General features: G+C 59.9%; 17 protein-coding genes. 8 read left to right on the forward strand and 9 right to left on the reverse strand.

Annotated features, from left to right (window positions below; all coding sequences use genetic code 11):
- Positions 1-9 precede the first annotated feature (9 nt).
- The 6 genes from cysG to BLU46_RS03605 are packed head-to-tail and all read right to left on the reverse strand — an operon-like array spanning position 10 to position 7,515.
- Positions 10-1,404: a siroheme synthase CysG gene (gene cysG / locus BLU46_RS03580; protein ID WP_093198669.1), complete on the reverse strand. Its 1,395-nt coding sequence runs from the start codon at positions 1,402-1,404 to the stop codon at positions 10-12.
- On the reverse strand, positions 1,405-2,685 hold the full coding sequence (serS, locus tag BLU46_RS03585) for a serine--tRNA ligase (protein WP_010172477.1): 1,281 nt from the start codon (positions 2,683-2,685) through the stop codon (positions 1,405-1,407).
- A gap of 16 nt (positions 2,686-2,701) precedes the next feature.
- Positions 2,702-3,076: a fluoride efflux transporter CrcB gene (gene crcB / locus BLU46_RS03590; RefSeq protein ID WP_010172479.1), complete on the reverse strand. Its 375-nt coding sequence runs from the start codon at positions 3,074-3,076 to the stop codon at positions 2,702-2,704.
- Positions 3,076-4,398, reverse strand: a complete 1,323-nt coding sequence (locus BLU46_RS03595; protein WP_093198674.1) for a replication-associated recombination protein A — start codon at positions 4,396-4,398, stop codon at positions 3,076-3,078. The genes crcB and BLU46_RS03595 overlap by 1 nt, the downstream gene beginning before the upstream one ends.
- A 27-nt stretch (positions 4,399-4,425) precedes the next feature.
- Positions 4,426-5,049 (reverse strand): outer membrane lipoprotein chaperone LolA, encoded by a 624-nt coding sequence (gene lolA / locus BLU46_RS03600; RefSeq protein WP_093198677.1) that lies wholly within the window; start codon positions 5,047-5,049, stop codon positions 4,426-4,428.
- Positions 5,050-5,106: 57 nt separating this feature from the next.
- A complete protein-coding gene (locus BLU46_RS03605) occupies positions 5,107-7,515 on the reverse strand; it encodes a DNA translocase FtsK (protein WP_063031405.1) in 2,409 nt (802 codons plus the stop codon).
- Positions 7,516-8,002: 487 nt separating this feature from the next.
- Here BLU46_RS03605 and aat point away from each other — a divergent pair, with 487 nt between their 5' ends.
- The 3 genes from aat (at position 8,003) to infA (ending at position 9,765) form a co-directional block, all read left to right on the forward strand.
- Complete coding sequence (aat, locus tag BLU46_RS03615; RefSeq protein WP_076016782.1) at positions 8,003-8,683, forward strand: leucyl/phenylalanyl-tRNA--protein transferase; 681 nt, start codon at positions 8,003-8,005, stop codon at positions 8,681-8,683.
- Positions 8,684-8,738: 55 nt separating this feature from the next.
- Positions 8,739-9,446, forward strand: a complete 708-nt coding sequence (locus BLU46_RS03620) for an arginyltransferase (protein ID WP_017479517.1) — start codon at positions 8,739-8,741, stop codon at positions 9,444-9,446.
- A 100-nt stretch (positions 9,447-9,546) separates the two neighbouring features.
- A complete protein-coding gene (gene infA, locus BLU46_RS03625) occupies positions 9,547-9,765 on the forward strand; it encodes a translation initiation factor IF-1 (RefSeq protein WP_002553999.1) in 219 nt (72 codons plus the stop codon).
- 236 nt (positions 9,766-10,001) lie between these two features.
- On the opposite strand, the gene clpA is transcribed toward infA, so the two are convergent.
- Positions 10,002-12,272 carry an ATP-dependent Clp protease ATP-binding subunit ClpA gene (gene clpA, locus BLU46_RS03630; protein WP_010172706.1) on the reverse strand — a complete coding sequence of 757 codons (2,271 nt, stop codon included), beginning with the start codon at positions 12,270-12,272 and terminating at the stop codon, positions 10,002-10,004.
- A 29-nt stretch (positions 12,273-12,301) separates the two neighbouring features.
- Positions 12,302-12,670, reverse strand: coding sequence for an ATP-dependent Clp protease adapter ClpS (clpS, locus tag BLU46_RS03635; protein ID WP_003219604.1), 369 nt, complete (start codon positions 12,668-12,670; stop codon positions 12,302-12,304).
- A gap of 218 nt (positions 12,671-12,888) precedes the next feature.
- Here clpS and cspD point away from each other — a divergent pair, with 218 nt between their 5' ends.
- A complete protein-coding gene (gene cspD, locus BLU46_RS03640; protein ID WP_063031411.1) occupies positions 12,889-13,155 on the forward strand; it encodes a cold shock domain-containing protein CspD in 267 nt (88 codons plus the stop codon).
- 71 nt (positions 13,156-13,226) lie between these two features.
- Here cspD and icd read toward each other — a convergent pair whose 3' ends face one another.
- Entirely contained in the window at positions 13,227-14,483 is a 1,257-nt protein-coding gene (gene icd, locus BLU46_RS03645; RefSeq protein WP_003219599.1) for an NADP-dependent isocitrate dehydrogenase, read from the reverse strand.
- 494 nt (positions 14,484-14,977) lie between these two features.
- On the opposite strand from icd, the gene BLU46_RS03650 reads away from it, so the two are divergent.
- From BLU46_RS03650 to hflD, 4 genes are all read left to right on the forward strand, one after another.
- A complete protein-coding gene (locus tag BLU46_RS03650) occupies positions 14,978-17,203 on the forward strand; it encodes an NADP-dependent isocitrate dehydrogenase (protein ID WP_093198685.1) in 2,226 nt (741 codons plus the stop codon).
- Between the two features lie 228 nt (positions 17,204-17,431).
- Positions 17,432-17,878 (forward strand): NUDIX hydrolase, encoded by a 447-nt coding sequence (locus BLU46_RS03655; RefSeq protein ID WP_093198691.1) that lies wholly within the window; start codon positions 17,432-17,434, stop codon positions 17,876-17,878.
- Between the two features lie 59 nt (positions 17,879-17,937).
- Positions 17,938-19,062 carry a tRNA 2-thiouridine(34) synthase MnmA gene (gene mnmA / locus BLU46_RS03660; RefSeq protein WP_093198696.1) on the forward strand — a complete coding sequence of 375 codons (1,125 nt, stop codon included), beginning with the start codon at positions 17,938-17,940 and terminating at the stop codon, positions 19,060-19,062.
- Positions 19,059-19,682: a high frequency lysogenization protein HflD gene (hflD, locus tag BLU46_RS03665; protein ID WP_010172715.1), complete on the forward strand. Its 624-nt coding sequence runs from the start codon at positions 19,059-19,061 to the stop codon at positions 19,680-19,682. The genes mnmA and hflD overlap by 4 nt, the downstream gene beginning before the upstream one ends.
- The last annotated feature ends 44 nt before the right edge of the window (positions 19,683-19,726 follow it).

A 19,726-nucleotide genomic window follows, 5' to 3' on the forward strand; every position in this document is an offset into this window, starting at 1 on the left:
TCGCGCTTGTCAGACTTGCGACTGAGCGCCTTCAAACCACTTCAGCTTCTCACGCAACAGCACCACTTCTCCCACAATCACCAGTGTCGGTGCATGAACTTCATGCTCCGCCACCATGCGTGGCAGGTCAGCCAGTGTGCCGGTAAACACCCGCTGGTTGGACGTGGTGCCCTGCTGGATCAACGCCGCCGGCGTATCCGCTGAACGGCCATGCTGGATCAGTTGTTCGCAGATGATCGGCAACCCGATCAACCCCATGTAGAAGACCAGGGTTTGCGACGGCCCTACCAGGTCACTCCATGGCAGGTCCGAAGTCCCGTCCTTCAAGTGCCCGGTAATGAAGCGAACCGACTGCGCATAGTCGCGATGGGTCAGCGGAATACCGGCATACGCCGCGCAACCACTGGCTGCCGTAATGCCCGGCACCACCTGGAACGGGATGCCATGGGCCGCCAGCTCTTCGATCTCTTCACCGCCACGACCAAAGATGAACGGGTCGCCACCCTTGAGCCGCAGCACGCGCTTGCCTTGCTTGGCCAGGTCCACCAGCTGCTGGTTGATCTGGTCTTGCGGCACCGCATGGTCAGCGCGTCGCTTGCCGACGTACACCCGCTCAGCATCTCGGCGGCACAGCTCAAGAATCGCCGGCGCCACCAAACGGTCGTACAGCACCACATCGGCCTGCTGCATCAAGCGCAACGCGCGGAAGGTCAGCAGGTCCGGATCACCCGGGCCTGCCCCCACCAGGTAGACTTCGCCCGGTGCGTGAGGCGGCGCGCCGTTGATTTTCTCCACCAGCAAACGCTCGGCTTCATCGCCCTGCCCGGCCAGTTGCCGGTCAGCAATCGGACCTTGAAACACGTCTTCCCAGAACGCGCGACGCTGCTGCACATCCGGAAACAAACCTTTGACCTGGCTACGAAACCGCGCTGCCAACCCGGCCAATTGACCGTAAGTCGACGGAATCCAGGTTTCCAGCTTGGCGCGGATCAAGCGTGCCAGCACCGGCGCATCGCCGCCGCTGGACACTGCGATCACCAAAGGTGAACGGTCGACAATCGCCGGGAAGATCACGCTGCACAAGGCCGGCGCATCCACCACATTGACCGGTACGCAACGACGCCGGGCATCGCTGGACACTTGCGCGTTCAGCGGCTCGTCGTCGGTCGCGGCGATGATCAGAGTGCAGCCGTCGAGGTCGGCCTCCTGATAACCGCGCAAAATCAGTTCACCGCCACTGCCCTGCACCAGTTCACGCAACTGGTCTTCAATCTGGGGAGCAACCACCCGCAACAACGCGCCGGCGTCGGCCAGCAGCCGGGATTTGCGCAAGGCAATCTCCCCGCCACCAACGACCAACACACGACCGCCGCGCAGGTTATGAAACAGCGGCAGAAATTCCATTTAGCCGATGACCTCAACGCCCGCCATGTAAGGCTTGAGCACCTCAGGTACACGGATCGAACCGTCAGCCTGCTGGTAGTTTTCCAGCACCGCCACCAAGGTACGGCCTACCGCCAGGCCCGAGCCGTTGAGGGTGTGGACCAGCTCAGGCTTGCCGGTTTCCGGGTTACGGAAACGCGCCTGCATGCGACGGGCCTGGAAATCACCGCAGTTGGAGCACGACGAAATCTCGCGGTATTTGTCCTGGCTCGGCACCCACACTTCCAGGTCGTAAGTCTTCACGGCACTGAAACCCATGTCGCCGGTGCACAAGGCCAGAACGCGGTACGGCAGCTCCAGCAGCTGCAGGACGCGTTCGGCGTTGGCGGTCAGGCCTTCCAGCGCTTCCATGGAGGTCGACGGCTCGACCACCTGCACCATCTCGACCTTGTCGAACTGGTGCTGGCGGATCATGCCGCGGGTGTCGCGACCCGATGCACCGGCTTCACTGCGAAAGCACGGCGAGTGGGCGACAAACTTGATCGGCAGTTGCTTGGCGTCGAGGATTTCCCCGGCCACGATGTTGGTCAGCGACACTTCGGCGGTCGGGATCAGGTACAGATCGGCTTCGCCATCGCGGCTGATCTTGAACAGGTCTTCCTCGAACTTCGGCAACTGACTGGTGCCCATCAACGCCGGCGCCTGAACCAGGTACGGGGTGTAAGCCTCTTCGTAGCCGTGTTCGCCGGTGTGCAGGTTGATCATGAACTGCGCCAGAGCACGGTGCATGCGCGCGATCGGGCCGCGCAGCAAAGCAAAGCGCGCACCGGACATTTTGGCCGCTGTCTCGAAGTCCAGGCCACCGGTCAATTCGCCCAGGGCAACGTGGTCCTTGATCTCGAAATCGAAAGCTTTTGGCGTGCCCCAGCGACGGACTTCGACGTTGCCATCTTCGTCTTCGCCAATCGGCACGGACTCGTGTGGCAGGTTCGGGATACCCAGCAGGATCGAGTCCAGCTCGGTCTGGATCGCGTCCAGCTCGACTTTGCCGGAAGCCAACTCGCCAGCCATGCGCTCGACGTCCGCCATCAACGGCGCGATGTCTTCGCCGCGCTGCTTGGCCTGACCGATGGATTTGGAACGCGCATTACGCTCAGCCTGCAGTGCTTCGGTGCGGGTCTGGACGGTCTTGCGCTGTTCTTCCAGCGCTTCGATGCGCGCAACATCCAGGCTGAAGCCACGGGATGCCAGGCGGTCCGCTACGTCCTGAAGGTTGCTACGTAACAGTTTGGAATCGAGCATGTCGGTCTCTCGTTTATCAAAGTTTGGTCAAGGACAGGCCAGCCCAGGTGGCGAGCAGCCCGCCGAACACGCTGATGGCCAGGTACCCGAAGGCGACCGGTGCCTGTCCGCTTTCCAGCAGGCGCAGCGTGTCCAGTGAAAAGGATGAAAAGGTCGTCAGACCGCCTACAAAGCCGACAATCAAGCCGGCCCGAATCTCAATCGGCACTTCCGGACGAATCAGAAACCACCCGTACAACAAGCCGATGATCAAACAGCCCACCAGATTGACCGCCAGGGTCGCCGCATAAAAATGCTTCGGCCAATTGGCGCTGACCCAGGTGCTGGTGGCGAAACGCAATAATGTACCAGCGATGCCGGCCACGGACACGGCAAGAATCGTTCTGAGCACTACTTTCTCCGCTGTTTCGGGCTAAGCCGGTCAAGTTGGGCAAGGTGATTGAGCTTTTCGCCGATCTTCAGTTCCAGGCCGCGGGGCACCGGCTGGTAGAACGGCTGCGGCGCAAGGTCATCCGGGAAGTAATCTTCGCCAGCCGCATAGGCGTCCGGCTCATCATGGGCGTAACGGTATTCATCGCCATAACCCAGCTGCTTCATCAGCTTGGTCGGCGCATTGCGCAGGTGCAGCGGCACTTCCAGGGAACCATGCTCAGCGGCGGCACGCAGGGCGGACTTGAAGCCCATGTACACCGCGTTGCTTTTCGGCGCGCAAGCCAGATAGGTGATGGCCTGGGCCACCGCCAACTCGCCTTCCGGGCTGCCCAGGCGCTCCTGCACTTCCCAGGCGGCCAGGCACAGGCTCAGCGCGCGCGGGTCGGCATTGCCGATGTCTTCACTGGCCATGCGCACCACGCGCCGGGCCAGGTACAGCGGGTCGCAACCGCCGTCGATCATCCGCGCAAACCAGTACAGCGCGCCGTCGGGGTTTGAGCCGCGCACCGACTTGTGCAACGCGGAAATCTGGTCGTAGAACGCTTCGCCGCCTTTGTCGAAACGCCGGCGGGTGTCGCCCAGCAGGCTTTGCAGCAAGTCGACACCGATTTCGCTGCCATCCTCGGCCAGGTCGGACGCGTTCTCCAACAGATTGAGAAAACGTCGACCATCGCCGTCAGCCGCAGTCAGCAGAATCTTGAAGCCTTCCTCGCTGACACTCAGTTGGCGCTTGCCCAGGCCCTTGTCTTCAGTCAGCGCGCGCTGCAACAGCTTCTGCATCGCGGCTTCATCGAGGCTCTTGAGCACATAGACACGCGCCCGGGACAGCAAGGCGTTGTTCAGTTCAAAAGACGGGTTTTCAGTGGTGGCGCCAATAAAAATCAGCGTGCCGTCTTCGACATACGGCAAGAACGCATCCTGCTGCGACTTGTTGAAGCGATGCACTTCGTCGACAAACAGGATGGTGCGCTTGCCGTATTGCCCGGCCTGCTGCTTGGCGACTTCCACCGCCTGGCGGATTTCCTTGACCCCGGCGAGCACCGCCGAAACCGTCTCGAAGTGAGCATCCGAGACTTTTGCCAGGAGCCGCGCCAGGGTGGTCTTACCCACGCCCGGCGGCCCCCAGAAAATCATCGAGTGCAGCGCACCCTGCTCCAGGGCTTCGCGCAAAGGCTTGCCGCGAGCGAGCAGGTGTTCCTGCCCGACGTACTCGTCCAGGTTGGTCGAGCGCAGGCGCGCCGCCAGAGGCTGAGCAATCGGGTCACTTCGAAACAGGTCCATGGGCAGCGTTTGAAACCTCTGGGCAGTTTATTCCTGGATCACGTCGGCACCCTTCGGGATGTCGAACTTGAACTTGGATGCCGGTACCGGCTGGTTGGCCTTGACCCCGGAGAACAGGATATCGGTGCGCTGGCCGACGCTGTCAACCAGGCGCATGTTGTTGATCACGCCGTTGCCAAACGACAGGGACAGCGTGTCAAAGAGCGTGTCCTTGGATTTCGGCCTAAGGGTGAACTCAATCACGTTACTGGTCTGCTTGGAGGTAATGTCGAAGCTGTCGTTGATTTTCGACACATCGCCCGACAGCAACAGCGCTGGCGTCTGGTTCAGGCGCGGGTCGAGCTTCTTGATGGTCGCCTGCTCCAGGTCCGGGTCCCACAGGGTGACTTTTTGGCCGTCCGAGACGATGGTCTGCTCGGCTTTGCCTTCCGTGTGCCAGTAGAACAGCCCTGGGCGCTGCACAGCCATCTCGCCGGCGGTTTCCTGCAATTGGGTGCCACCGGCATCCAGCGTGAGCTGGGAGAAGCGCGCGGTCAGGGTCTGGGATTTGTCCAACAGGTTCTTCAGGCTGGCGACGGAAGCCGGGTCAGCATGAGCCGAAACAGCAGTCAGGGCCAATGCAGGCAACAACAGCATGCGGATAAGACGCATGGGAGTCCTCTTAGATTCGTTTGCAAGGCGTGCCGCGTGTTGCCACGCGGCACGTAATCAGTCACGCATCTGCGCTGGCGCAATCACTTCGCGCGAGCCGTTGGTGTTCATCGAGGTGACCACGCCGGCCATTTCCATGGCTTCGATCATGCGGGCAGCGCGGTTGTAGCCAATCTTCAGCTTACGCTGTACGGCGGAGATCGAGGCGCGGCGGCTTTCAAGGACGAACTGCACCGCTTCGTCGTAGAGCGCATCGGTCTCGGCATCATCGTCGCCACCGCTGCTGCCACCGTCGAAGCCGCTGCCGGCCTCTTCGACGCCCGCAAGGATGTCGTCGTTGTATTCCGGGGCGCCGCGCAGCTTCCAGGCCTCCACCACACGGTGCACTTCATCGTCGGAGACGAAGGCGCCGTGAACGCGGATCGGCAGACTGGTGCCCGGTGGCATGTAGAGCATGTCACCGTGGCCCAGCAGTTGCTCGGCGCCGCCCTGGTCGATGATGGTACGGGAGTCGATCTTGCTCGATACCTGGAACGCCATGCGGGTCGGGATGTTGGCCTTGATCAGGCCGGTGATCACGTCCACCGACGGACGCTGGGTCGCCAGGATCAAGTGGATACCGGCGGCCCGCGCCTTCTGGGCGATACGGGCGATCAGCTCTTCGACCTTCTTGCCGACGATCATCATCATGTCGGCAAATTCGTCGACTACCACCACGATGGTCGGCAGCTTGGTCAACAGCGGCGCTTCGTCGTGAATGCTTTCGCGCTTGTACAGCGGGTCGGTCAGCGGCGTGCCGGCGTCCTGGGCTTCCTTGACCTTGGCGTTGAAGCCCGACAGGTTACGTACGCCCATCTTCGCCATCAGCTTGTAGCGGCGCTCCATCTCGGCGACGCTCCAGCGCAGGGCGTTGGCGGCGTCCTTCATGTCGGTCACTACCGGGCACAGCAGGTGCGGAATGCCTTCGTAGATCGACAGCTCGAGCATTTTCGGGTCGATCATGATCAGCTTGGCGTCTTCCGGGCCAGACTTGAACAGGATCGACAGGATCATCGCGTTCACACCCACCGACTTACCGGAACCGGTGGTACCGGCGACCAGCAAGTGCGGCATTTTAGCCAGGTCGGTGATCACCGGCTTGCCGCCGATGTCGTGGCCCAGGGCCAATGTCACCGGCGATTTGAAGTTGTCGTATTCCGGGGTCGACAGCACTTCAGAGAAGCGCACGATCTGCCGGTCTTCGTTGGGAATCTCGATACCGACGGTGGTCTTGCCCGGAATCACTTCCACCACCCGCACGCTGGTCACGGCCAGCGAACGCGCCAGATCCTTGGCCAGGTTGGAAATGCGGCTGACCTTCACGCCGGCAGCCGGCTGGATTTCGTAGCGGGTAATCACCGGGCCCGGGTGGATCGAATCCACCGAGACTTCGACGCCGAATTCCTTGAGCTTGATTTCCAGCAGGTGGCCGACGGCCGCCAGGGATTCAGGGGAATAGTTGAGCTGTTTCTTTTCCGCCGGGTCGAGAATCGAGATCGGCGGCAAGGTGCCTTCCACGGCGCTGTCGACAAACAACGGCGCCTGTTTCTCTTTCTGCACGCGATGGCTTGGCTCGGGCGCCTTCGGCGGCGCAGGCGCGATCACCGGCGGTACCTGCTTCTCGCGGTCCGACATGTGTTTGGTCAGCGCCTGCTCGCGTTCGATCAGGCGCTCCTTGACCTTGGCTTGCTCACGCCGGTCCGGCGTGCTCGGGGCCACCACCTCATTGACGCGGGTATCGACCTCACGCAGTTGCGCAACCATGCGCTTGCGGTCGACCCGGGCCGACCACCAGCGATTGGCGGCGCCCTGGAACAGTTCGAGCAGGTCGAGGGTGATCTTGCCGGTCACGTCCATGACCTTGAACCACGACAGGTCGGTAAACACGGTGAGGCCGAACAGGAACAACGCGATAAACATCAGGGTGCTGCCCTGGATGTTCAGGGTCCTGCGGGCCAGGTCGCCGAGGCTTTCGCCCAGTGCGCCGCCAGCACCGGCCGGCAAGCCGGTAGGTGCGTGGAAATGGATGTGGGCCAGGGCCGCGCCCGACAGCACCAGGAACACCAGGCCGATCAGACGCCAGGAGAACAGCCAGCCGCTCCACTGCCAAGGTTCATGACGTTGGCGGAAGATCTGCCAGGTCTTGATGGCCAGCAACAACGGGAAGATATAGGCAAAATAACCCAGCACCATGAACAGGATATCGGCGCTGTAGGAGCCGGCAGGACCACCGAAGTTCTGCACGTCTTCGATCTTGCTGTTGTGGCTCCAGCCTGGATCGTCCTTGCCATAGGTGAGCAAGGCCATCATCAGGAACAGGCACAGGGCGCCGATGGCGATCAGTGCACCTTCCTTGAGTCGATAGTGCAGGTGCTGGCGCCAGGCGGGCACGACTGCGGCTTTAGGTGTTGCGGCGGATTTCTTCAAAACGGGTCTATTCCTGCGCCTTTAGCGCGTCCATCTGTTGAATGACTGCAAAATACTGCTCAATCCGAGCAGGTAAAAAATGAACGAGTGCCAGTGAAGCTACTTTTAACACTCTGCAACTGATTCATGAAACGGCGATAACGCCTGAATGGCCGCATTGTACGGGTTTGTGTGCGCTATGCCACGCACTTGGACCTACGTTACATAGCATAGCCAATCTTCGGTTTCATAACGTTCAATTTGAGCATGCATTGTCTTTGCTGACAAAGGCTTATGAGCTGTTTTTGCCAATCCAGGCTAGCTTGCCGACCGACGTACGCGATTACGACCACGCCCCCGGCATAGAGTTGCAGAAACACCCGTTCATGCTTATCTGCACCGATCCCATGTTCGGGGTAGCCCCAGAGCGCTTCGTCGACAATAATCACAGCTCTTGCAACGGGCAACATCGCCGTTACCGCCCTCCCCTTCCGTAAGCCTGGATGCCATGCTGACCTGGTTACAACGCAACACCCTGACGTTTCCACCGCTGGCAAAGGCCATGCGCGAACCCAATGGCCTGCTCGCCGCCGGTGGCGACCTGTCGGCCGACCGCTTGATCCAGGCCTATCGCCACGGCTGCTTTCCGTGGTTCTCGGAGGGCCAGCCCATCCTGTGGTGGTCGCCCGACCCGCGCACCGTGCTGTTCCCCGACGAGCTGCATGTTTCCCGCAGCCTCGGCAAACTGTTGCGCCAGCAGCGTTACACGGTGACCTTCGATCAGGATTTCGCCGCCGTCATCCAGGCTTGCGCAGCGCCACGCAGCTATGCCGATGGCACCTGGATCACCGAAGCCATGCAGAGCGCCTACCTGCAATTGCACCAGCGCGGCTATGCGCACTCGGTGGAGGTCTGGGACGAAGGCGAACTGGTTGGCGGCCTGTACGGCCTGGCGATGGGCCAGTTGTTTTTCGGCGAGTCCATGTTCAGTCGCGCCGACAACGCCTCGAAATTCGGCTTTGCGACCCTGGTCAGGCAATTGCAGGCATGGGGCTTTGTGCTGATCGACTGCCAGATGCCCACCGACCACCTGCACAGCCTCGGCGCCCGCGCCATTCCCCGCAGCGACTTTGCCAACTACCTGCGCGACCATTTGGACCAAACCAGCTCTGCGCCATGGGTTTCCTAGGCGACTTCCCCGCACCTGGCTTACACTTATTTCAAAGCTTATCCGAGGGTTGATCATGACCGAGCTGGCGCGTTTGAAGTTTTATGCCACTCAACCCCACTCTTGCAGCTATCTGCCCGATGAGCAGGCCACCACGCTGTTCCTCGACCCCAGCCAGCCGATGGACGTGCATGTGTATGCCGATTTGTCGGAAATGGGCTTCCGGCGCAGCGGCGACCACCTCTACCGGCCGCACTGCCAGAACTGCAACGCCTGCGTACCGGCGCGTATCCCGGTGGCGCAGTTCCTGCCGGACCGTAATCAGAAACGCATCCTCAAGCGCAATGCCGACCTGACCGTCACCGCTGCCAAACCGGGCTTCAGTGAAGAATATTTCGACCTCTACCAACGCTACATCGAACAGCGCCATGCCGACGGCGACATGTTCCCACCCAGTCGCGACCAGTTTTCCACCTTCCTGGTGCGCGACCTGCCCTTCTCGCGTTTCTACGAGTTCCGCCTTGAAGGGCGCCTGGTCGCCGTAGCCGTCACCGACCTGCTGCCCAATGGCCTGTCGGCGGTCTACACCTTTTATGAGCCCGCCGAAGAGCGTCGCAGCCTGGGACGCTTTGCGATCCTGTGGCAAATCGGCGAAGCCTTGCGCATGGAATTGGAGGCGGTGTACCTCGGATACTGGATAAAAAACTGCAAAAAGATGAACTACAAGACCCAATATCGGCCCATTGAGCTGTTAATTAACCAAAGATGGGTCACCTTGAACTAGAACCTCTTGGCTTAAACACCCTTTTTCGGGCACAATGCACGCCGCTTTTGCCTGGCGCAGTTGCACCGGGCCATTCACTGGATACCGAGGGCTTTACTGCATGTCGAAAGAAGACAGCTTCGAAATGGAAGGCACTGTCGTCGACACCCTGCCCAACACCATGTTTCGTGTGGAGTTGGAAAATGGGCACGTCGTAACCGCGCATATCTCCGGCAAGATGCGCAAGAATTACATCCGTATTCTTACCGGTGACAAAGTGCGCGTCGAACTGACGCCCTATGACCTGAGCAAAGGGCGCATCACTTACCGCGCCCGTTAATCAAGTCAATACAAGACGCCCGGTTATGCCGGGCGTTTTTGTGCGCGCGCGATTTACCTGAAACCAGAAATCCCTTGTGGGAGCGGGCTTGCTCGCGAATGCGGCGTGTCAGTGACTGATTGTGTCGACTGGCACACCGCATTCGCGAGCAAGCCCGCTCCCACATTTGATCTCCATCGGTTTCAAGACAGCAAAAAGGCGCCTCTCGGCGCCTTTTTGTTTTGTTGCGTCAGCTATCAGGCCATTTCAGCCGTGGTCTCGAAGTCGAAGGTCAGCTCGCCGTCCTTCAGGTCGATATGCACCACGCCACCGTGGTCTGCCAGTTCGCCGAACAGGATCTCTTCCGCCAGTGGGCGCTTGATCTTGTCCTGGATCAGGCGAGCCATTGGCCGAGCGCCCATTGCCGCGTCGTAGCCACCTTCCGCCAGCCAGTTGCGCGCCGCGTCCGTAACCTCCAACTGCACGCGCTTGTCTTCCAACTGCGCCTGAAGCTCGGTGAGGAACTTGTCCACCACACTTTTGATGACCTCATGACTGAGGCGACCAAACTGGATAATGGTGTCCAGGCGGTTGCGGAATTCCGGCGTGAAGCTCTTCTTGATCACTTCCATGGCGTCGGAAGAGTGATCCTGATGAGTAAAGCCAATGGAAGCCCGCGCGGCCGTTTCGGCACCGGCGTTGGTGGTCATGATCACGATCACGTTGCGGAAGTCCGCCTTGCGCCCGTTGTTGTCGGTCAGGGTGCCGTGGTCCATCACCTGCAACAGCAGGTTGAAGACTTCCGGGTGCGCCTTCTCGATTTCATCGAGCAGCAGAACGCAATGCGGCTGCTTGGTGATCGCCTCGGTCAACAGGCCGCCTTGGTCGAAGCCGACATAGCCCGGAGGCGCACCGATCAGGCGCGACACAGTGTGACGCTCCATGTACTCGGACATGTCGAAACGCACCAGCTCAATACCCATGGCCTTGGCCAACTGCCGCGCCGCTTCGGTCTTGCCGACACCGGTAGGCCCGGCGAACAGGAACGAACCGACCGGTTTGTCCGGCGATTTGAGGCCCGCACGGGACAGCTTGATCGCGGTGGACAGCGAGTCGATGGCCGCATCCTGACCAAACACCGTCAGCTTGAGGTCGCGCTCCAGGTTACGCAGCAGCTCCCGGTCGGACGTGTTGACGTGTTTTGGCGGAATCCGCGCGATCTTCGCCACGATGTCCTCGACCTGAGGCACGTCGATGCGCTTCACACGCTTCTCCACCGGCTGCAGGCGCTGGTAGGCACCCGCCTCGTCGATCACGTCGATGGCTTTGTCCGGCATGTGCCGGTCATTGATGTAACGCGACGCCAACTCGGCGGCTGCACGCAGCGCTTCATCGGTGTACTCGATACCGTGGTGTGCTTCGAAACGCCCCTTGAGCCCGCGCAGGATGCCGATGGTGTCTTCAACCGAAGGCTCGGACACGTCGACTTTCTGGAAGCGGCGCGCCAGGGCGCGATCTTTCTCGAAGATCCCGCGGAATTCCTGGAACGTGGTCGAGCCGATGCAACGGATATCGCCCGAAGACAGCAGCGGCTTGAGCAGGTTCGAAGCGTCCATCACGCCACCGGAAGCTGCACCGGCACCGATGATGGTATGGATTTCGTCAATGAACAGGATCGCCTGCGGGCGTTTTTTCAGCTCGCCGAGCAACGCCTTGAAGCGCTTCTCGAAGTCGCCACGGTACTTGGTCCCGGCGAGTAACGCGCCCAGGTCAAGGGAGTAGACGACGCTGTTGGCCAGCAGGTCTGGCACCTGGTTATCAACAATGCGCTTGGCCAGGCCTTCGGCAATCGCGGTTTTACCCACGCCCGCCTCACCCACCAACAGCGGGTTGTTTTTGCGACGACGCGCCAGGATCTGCGCCACGCGCTCAACTTCCAGCTCACGCCCTACCAGCGGATCGATCCGCCCCTGGCGCGCCAGTTCGTTGAGGTTGCTGGCATAAGCATCCAGCGGGTTGCTCGAAGAAGAAGACTCACCGCCCTCGTCATCCTGCATATCCTGCTCACCTTCTGAGTGATCGCCATGCCCCGGCACTTTGGAAATGCCATGGGCGATGTAGTTGACGACATCAATACGGGCAACGCTTTGCTGCTTGAGCAGGAATACGGCCTGGCTTTCCTGCTCGCTGAAGATCGCCACGAGCACGTTGGCCCCTGTGACTTCGCGCTTGCCGGAGCTCTGTACGTGGAAAACGGCACGCTGCAGTACCCGCTGGAAGCCCAGGGTTGGCTGGGTCTCGCGGTCCTCGTCATGAACGGGGATCAACGGCGTGGTGGAGTCGATAAACTCCTGCAGGTCATGCTTGAGTTTGTCGAGATTGGCACCACACGCACGCAGTACGGTGGCGGCAGCTTCGTTATCCAAAAGTGCCAACAGCAGGTGCTCGACGGTCATGAATTCATGACGCTTCGAACGGGCCTCCTTGAAGGCAAGATTGAGGGTGACTTCGAGCTCGCGGTTTAACATAGCTTCACCTCATACCCAAGTGGTCGGAGTTAACCGTCCTTCTCGATTTCACAGAGTAGCGGATGCTGGCTTTCCCTGGCGTACTGGTTGACCTGCATGGCCTTTGTCTCGGCGATGTCGCGGGTAAACACTCCACATACTGCCCGTCCTTCTGTGTGAACGGCCAGCATTACCTTGGTCGCCAACTCGCGGTTCAGGTTAAAAAACACCTCGAGCACTTCGACGACGAAATCCATCGGTGTGTAGTCATCATTAAACAAAACCACCTTGTACATCGGCGGCGCCTGTAAAGCAGGCTTGGCCTCCTGAACAGCAATGCCTGCAGAACCGTCGTCGTCTTCTTGATGATCCGGGCGATCCTGATTGAATGTTAGTCGAATCTGGCTGATTGCATGCATGGAAAGAAAGGTTCGTCAGTGGTTCAAATACAGTGGTGGGGGCGACCTGTCAGATTTTCAACTCTGACCGACTGGTCGCCTTGACTATCGGCAAATCAGTGTTACAACCAATAGAACCCACAGTGGGTAAAAAAGGTCCGCGCAGTCAACCTTATTTATTCGGGTTAGGACGGATAAACTGGATGATACTCCAGTGATGGAGTCTGGTGCAGAGGGATATGGGCATGGCGAGCGGTAAGGTCAAGTGGTTCAACAATGCCAAGGGTTACGGCTTCATCAACGAAGACGGCAAGACTGACGACCTATTTGCGCATTACTCCGCTATCCAAATGGATGGCTACAAGACACTGAAGGCAGGGCAATCGGTTTCCTTCGATATCATTCAGGGACCCAAAGGCTTGCATGCGGTGAATATCGGCGCTCCAGTCAGCGCCAGCACAACTATAGAAGACGTCGCTCAAAAATCACAAAAACAGCCGGCCTGATCAGCCGCTGAGCAAACGCTCAAAAAAAACCGGCCATCAACAGGCCGGTTTTTTTATGCCTGCTTATAGGCCTACATATGCGAAATCAGCGCATCCCCGAACGCTGATGACGACAGCAACTTGGCGCCGTCCATCAAGCGATGGAAGTCATAGGTCACCGTCTTGGCCGAAATTGCGCCATTGGTGCCCTTGATGATCAGGTCGGCCGCTTCGGTCCAACCCATGTGACGCAGCATCATTTCCGCCGACAGGATCAGCGAACCCGGGTTGACCTGGTCCTTGCCGGCATACTTCGGCGCGGTACCGTGGGTGGCTTCGAACATGGCCACGGTATCGGACAGGTTGGCGCCCGGCGCAATACCGATACCGCCCACTTCCGCCGCCAGGGCGTCGGACAGGTAGTCACCGTTAAGGTTAAGCGTAGCGATCACATCATATTCCGCCGGGCGCAGCAGGATCTGCTGGAGCATGGCGTCGGCAATGGCGTCCTTGACCACCACATTCTTGCCGGTGCGCGGGTTCTTGAATTGCATCCACGGCCCGCCATCCAGCAGGGTCGCGCCGAATTCTTCAGCCGCCACTTCGTAGGCCCATTCCTTGAAGGCACCTTCGGTGAACTTCATGATGTTGCCTTTGTGCACGATGGTCAGCGAGTCGCGATCGTTATCCACGACATACTGCAAGGCCTTGCGCGCCAGGCGCTTGGTGCCTTCCAGGGACACCGGCTTGATGCCGATCCCGCAGTTCTGGTCGAAACGGATCTTGGTAACGCCCATCTCTTCTTTCAGGAACTTGATGACCTTGATCGCTTCCGGGGAGCCGGCCTTCCACTCGATACCGGCGTAAATGTCCTCGGAGTTCTCGCGGAAGATGGTCATGTCCACATCGCCGGGCTTCTTGACCGGGCTTGGCACGCCTTCGAACCAGCGCACCGGGCGCAGACACACATAAAGGTCGAGCTGTTGGCGCAGGGCCACGTTCAGCGAACGGATGCCGCCACCGACCGGGGTGGTCAGCGGGCCCTTGATGGAAACCACGTAGTCCTTGACCGCATCCAGGGTTTCCTGGGGCAGCCAGGTGTCCTGGTCGTAAACCTGAGTGGCCTTTTCGCCGGCATAAACCTCCATCCAGGAGATCTTGCGCTTGCCGCCATAAGCCTTGTTAACAGCTGCATCGACAACCTTGATCATCACCGGGCTGATGTCGACGCCAATACCGTCACCCTCAATAAAAGGAATGATCGGGTTGTCAGGAACATTGAGAGAATGGTCTGCATTGACGGTGATTTTGTCGCCGACTGCCGGAACCTGAATCTTCTTGTATCCCATGCTGAACTCCATCTATGGATTGAACATCTGGCTGCGTTCGAGCCTACTCCAGATAAATGAGGACTGAAACCTCAGGCCCTGCACATTTGCGTCGAAAACAGCACATTTAGTGGCCTACAAGCTTGAAAGCAAAGGGAAAAGCGCCAATCTTGAGCACGTCATGCGACTTTAGGCGCAACCCGCTGCCTGCGACCTTTAGACCAATGGACGACACACCTTTTGTATGAAGGCTCGGCGTAAGCATAGCGACCTATGTATAATGCCGCCGCTGACCAAAGAGTCACGACGGCCGACCGCTCTAGACAGACGCCCTCCGCCAGAAAAGCCGAGTTACTACAGTAGCTCACCCGCTTGACGCTCGACTGATGCAACCCAACATCACCGCGAAGAAACTTCGACATTTCGCTCATGGATGACTTTGAACGAACGCGCTTTACCCGGCGCATCTCGAGTTTCTGCGCATGCTTTCAGCAAAGAAGAGAGTTAATCCGAATATGCCCACCCGCTCGAAGATCATCTACACCTTCACCGACGAAGCACCAGCCCTCGCCACCTATTCACTGCTGCCTATCGTAGAGGCCTTCACCGCTTCCGCTGATATTGCCGTGGAAACCCGCGACATTTCCCTGGCCGCGCGCATCCTCGCAAGCTTCCCCGAGCAACTGGGCGCCAAGGCCGTGCCGGACCATCTCGCCGAACTGGGCGACCTGGCCGTCACCCCTGAAGCCAACATCATCAAGCTGCCGAACATCAGTGCCTCGACCCCTCAGCTGCAGGCTGCCATCAAGGAACTGCAAGCCCAGGGCTTCGACCTGCCGGACTACCCGGAAACCGTAACCACCGACGCGGAAAAAGAAACCCGTGCACGTTACGACAAGGTCAAGGGCAGCGCCGTGAACCCGGTACTGCGCGAAGGCAACTCCGACCGCCGCGCACCGCTGTCGGTCAAGAACTACGCGCGCAAGCATCCGCACAAAATGGGCGCCTGGGCTGCCGACTCCAAGTCCCACGTTGCCCACATGAGCAACGGCGACTTCTACGGCAGCGAGAAAGCCGTACAGATCGAAGGCGCTGATGCCGTCAAGATCGAACTGATCGCCAAAGACGGTACCGCTACCGTCCTGAAAGAAAAAACCAGCGTACAAGCTGGCGAGATCATCGACACCGCCGTGCTGAGCAAGAAAGCCCTGCGCAGCTTCATCGCCGCTGAAATCGAAGACGCCAAGAAACAAGGCGTACTGCTGTCGGTTCACCTGAAAGCCACCATGATGAAGGTCTCCGACCCGATCATGTTCGGCCAGATCGTTGCCGAGTTCTATAAAGACGCACTGGCCAAGCACGCTGTGGTGCTGGAGCAGATCGGCTTCAACCTGAACAACGGCATCGGCGACCTGTACGCTCGCATCAAGGCCCTGCCTGGCGATCAGCAAGCGCAGATCGAAGCTGACATCCAGGCGGTGTACGCCGCTCGCCCTTCCCTGGCGATGGTCAACTCCGACAAAGGCATCACCAACCTGCACGTGCCGAGCGACGTCATCGTCGACGCCTCGATGCCTGCCATGATCCGTGACTCCGGCAAGATGTGGGGCACCGACGGCCAGCTGCACGACACCAAGGCTGTGATCCCGGATCGCTGCTACGCCACTATCTACCAGGCGGTGATCGAAGACTGCAAGGCTAACGGCGCCTTCGACCCAACCACCATGGGCAGCGTGCCAAACGTTGGTCTGATGGCGAAGAAAGCCGAAGAGTACGGCTCCCACGACAAGACCTTCCAGATCAAGGCTGACGGCGTAGTCCGCGTCACCGACAGCAAGGGCAACCTGCTGATGGAACAGGCTGTTGAAGCCGGCGACATCTTCCGCATGTGCCAGACCAAAGACGCGCCGATCCAGGATTGGGTCAAACTGGCCGTCAACCGTGCCCGCGCCAGCAACACCCCGGCCATTTTCTGGCTGGACCCACAGCGCGCGCACGACGGCGTCGTGGTCGAGAAAGTTCAGGCTTACCTGAAAGACCACAACACCGAAGGCCTGGACATCCGCATCATGTCGCCGATCGACGCGATGAAGTTCACCCTGGAGCGCACCCGCAAGGGCCTGGACACCATCTCGGTGACCGGCAACGTATTGCGCGACTACCTGACTGACCTGTTCCCGATCATGGAACTGGGCACCAGCGCCAAGATGCTGTCGATCGTGCCACTGATGAACGGTGGCGGCCTGTTCGAAACCGGCGCCGGCGGTTCGGCTCCGAAGCACGTACAGCAACTGGTTGAAGAAAACTTCCTGCGCTGGGATTCCCTGGGCGAGTTCCTGGCCCTGGCCGCGTCCCTTGAGCATTTGGGTGTGAACTACAACAACCCGAAAGCCCTGGTGCTGTCCAAGACCCTGGACCAGGCCACCGGCCAGTTCCTCGACAACAACAAGTCGCCATCGCGCAAAGTCGGCAACATCGACAACCGCGGCAGCCACTTCTACCTGGCGCTGTACTGGGCTCAAGCCCTGGCCGCCCAGACCGAAGACACTGCACTGCAAGCGCAGTTTGGCGAACTGGCCAAGACCCTGAGCGCGAACGAAGCAACCATCGTTGCCGAGCTCAACGCCGTCCAGGGCAAGCCAGTGGACATCGGTGGCTACTACGCACCGAACGCCGAGCTGACCAGCAAGGCCATGCGCCCAAGCAACACCCTCAACGCGGCCATCGCTGCGCTGGTGTAAGGTTGTAAGGATGCAAAGAAGCCCCGGCCCTGTGCCGGGGTTTCTGTTTCTGAACATGGCATTTTTATTGAAGAAACCCAATCAAAATGTGGGAGCGGGCTTGCTCGCGAAAGCGGTGGGTCAGTCAATATCTCTTTAACTGACACGCCCAATTCGCGAGCAAGCCCGCTCCCACACTGAATGCAATCGCACCTGAACACAGCGTTACACCTTGAATCGAGGCACTTTATGACCTGGCTCCCCCACATCACCGTCGCCACCATCGTCGAAGACAACGGCCGCTTCCTGATGGTCGAAGAGCTCAAGGGCGGCCGCGCCGTGCTGAACCAGCCCGCCGGCCACCTCGACCCGAACGAAACCCTGACCGAGGCCGCCGTGCGCGAAACCCTCGAAGAAACCGGCTGGGACGTCGAAGCCACCGGGATTGTCGGGATTTACCTGTACACCGCTCCCAGCAATAGCGTGACCTATCAGCGCGTGTGCTTCACCGCCAAGGCCCTGAAACATCACCCGGACTACCCACTGGACGACGGTATCGTGCGCGCTCGCTGGCTGACTCGCGATGAATTGATAACTCTGCGCGAAGACTGGCGCAGCGAGCTGATTATCCGCTGTATCGACGATTATCTGGCCGGCCAACGCCACAGCCTCGAATTGATCCGCCCTTCTCTTTAGCCTTGCAGACGCGAGCCTGCTAGAATCGCGTCCTTTTTAAAGACACCCGTTGAAATCCTATGCGTGATCCAGCCCCTTCTGACACACAAAAGAAGCGCGTCATCGTCGGCATGTCCGGCGGCGTGGATTCTTCCGTTTCCGCCGTTCTGCTCATGGAGCAGGGTTATGAGGTGGAAGGCCTGTTCATGAAGAACTGGGAAGAAGACGATGGAACGGAATATTGCACCGCCATGGACGACCTGGCGGATGCCCAGGCCGTCTGTGACAAAATCGGCATCAAGCTGCACACCGCCAACTTCGCCGCCGAGTACTGGGACAACGTGTTCGAGCACTTCCTGGCCGAATACAAGGCCGGTCGCACGCCGAACCCGGACATCCTGTGTAACCGCGAGATCAAGTTCAAGGCGTTCCTCGACTACGCGATGATCCTTGGCGCCGACCTGATCGCCACTGGCCACTACGTGCGCCGTCGCGACATCGATGGCCACACCGAACTGCTCAAGGGCCTGGACGCCAACAAGGACCAGAGCTACTTCCTGCACGCCGTCGGCGGCGAACAGATCGCCAAGACCCTCTTCCCGGTGGGTGAGCTGGAAAAGCCCGAAGTACGCGCCATTGCCGAGAAACACGGCCTGGCCACCGCCAAGAAGAAGGATTCCACCGGAATCTGCTTTATCGGCGAGCGCCGTTTCAGCGACTTCCTCAAGCAGTACCTGCCGGCGCAACCGGGCGAGATCAAGACCACCGAAGGCGAAATCATCGGCCGTCACCACGGCTTGATGTACCACACCATCGGCCAGCGCCAGGGCCTGGGTATCGGCGGCTTGAAAGACGCCGGCGAAGAGCCGTGGTACGTGCTGGTCAAGGACCTGGAGCACAACGAACTGATCGTGGGCCAGGGCAATGACCACCCATGGCTGTTCTCCCGCGCCCTGCTCGCTTCGGACATCTATTGGGTCAACCCGGTGGACCTCAGCAGCCCGCGCCGCCTGACCGCCAAAGTGCGCTATCGCCAGAGCGACCAGCCCTGCACTCTGGAAAAAACCGCCACCGGCTATCGCGCCACCTTCGACGACCCCCAGCGCGCCGTAACGCCGGGCCAATCGGTAGTGTTCTACGACGGAGAGATTTGCCTGGGGGGCGGCGTGATCGAAGTTGCCGAACCCTGGAGCAGCCAGGCATGAGCCCGACCCAGGAGCAATTGACGGCACTGGGCGGCGTGTTTCTCGCCGCGGTGCTGGTGGACAAGATCGCCAAGACCGGCCAGGTCACTGAGGCGGGCCTGACCTGCATGCTCGGCAGCCTGCTGATCCGCGACCCGAAGGACACCCTGGAAGTGTACGGCGGCGACGACCTGGCCCTGCGTGAAGGTTATCGCGCACTGGTCGGCGCCCTCGAGCGCGACCCGAGCACTTTGCAGCGCGAGCCACTGCGCTACGCCCTGTCGATGCTCGGCCTGGAGCGCCAATTGGCCAAGCGTGATGATTTGCTGGAAACCATCGGCAAGCGCCTGCCGCAGATTCAGTCCCAAGTCGAACACTTCGGCCCGGCCCACGAAAACGTGATCGCTGCCTGTGGCGCGCTGTACCAGGACACCCTGAGCACCTTGCGCCAGCGGATCCAGGTGCACGGCGACATGCGCAACCTGCAACAACCGAACAACGCCTCGAAAATCCGTGCCCTGCTGCTGGCCGGTATTCGTTCGGCGCGGTTGTGGCGCCAGTTGGGCGGTCATCGCTGGCAGTTGGTCATCAGCCGTCGCAAATTGCTGAAAGAGCTTTACCCGTTGATGCGCAACGAATAAGTCGCAGCAACCGATTTTTTTATAGCCCCACGCGTAATACGCCG

This window comes from Pseudomonas yamanorum, from assembly GCF_900105735.1.
Lineage (GTDB): Bacteria > Pseudomonadota > Gammaproteobacteria > Pseudomonadales > Pseudomonadaceae > Aquipseudomonas > Aquipseudomonas yamanorum.

Coding starts and splice junctions, on each gene's coding strand:
- mnmA (WP_093198696.1), top strand. CDS start 17,938: ATGCGTGATCCAGCCCCTTCTGACACACAAAAGAAGCGCGTCATCGTC.
- icd (WP_003219599.1), bottom strand. CDS start 14,483: ATGGGATACAAGAAGATTCAGGTTCCGGCAGTCGGCGACAAAATCACC.
- BLU46_RS03650 (WP_093198685.1), top strand. CDS start 14,978: ATGCCCACCCGCTCGAAGATCATCTACACCTTCACCGACGAAGCACCA.
- BLU46_RS03620 (WP_017479517.1), top strand. CDS start 8,739: ATGACCGAGCTGGCGCGTTTGAAGTTTTATGCCACTCAACCCCACTCT.
- aat (WP_076016782.1), top strand. CDS start 8,003: ATGCTGACCTGGTTACAACGCAACACCCTGACGTTTCCACCGCTGGCA.
- clpA (WP_010172706.1), bottom strand. CDS start 12,272: ATGTTAAACCGCGAGCTCGAAGTCACCCTCAATCTTGCCTTCAAGGAG.
- BLU46_RS03595 (WP_093198674.1), bottom strand. CDS start 4,398: ATGGACCTGTTTCGAAGTGACCCGATTGCTCAGCCTCTGGCGGCGCGC.
- lolA (WP_093198677.1), bottom strand. CDS start 5,049: ATGCGTCTTATCCGCATGCTGTTGTTGCCTGCATTGGCCCTGACTGCT.
- cysG (WP_093198669.1), bottom strand. CDS start 1,404: ATGGAATTTCTGCCGCTGTTTCATAACCTGCGCGGCGGTCGTGTGTTG.
- hflD (WP_010172715.1), top strand. CDS start 19,059: ATGAGCCCGACCCAGGAGCAATTGACGGCACTGGGCGGCGTGTTTCTC.
- cspD (WP_063031411.1), top strand. CDS start 12,889: ATGGGCATGGCGAGCGGTAAGGTCAAGTGGTTCAACAATGCCAAGGGT.
- serS (WP_010172477.1), bottom strand. CDS start 2,685: ATGCTCGATTCCAAACTGTTACGTAGCAACCTTCAGGACGTAGCGGAC.
- clpS (WP_003219604.1), bottom strand. CDS start 12,670: ATGCATGCAATCAGCCAGATTCGACTAACATTCAATCAGGATCGCCCG.
- BLU46_RS03655 (WP_093198691.1), top strand. CDS start 17,432: ATGACCTGGCTCCCCCACATCACCGTCGCCACCATCGTCGAAGACAAC.
- infA (WP_002553999.1), top strand. CDS start 9,547: ATGTCGAAAGAAGACAGCTTCGAAATGGAAGGCACTGTCGTCGACACC.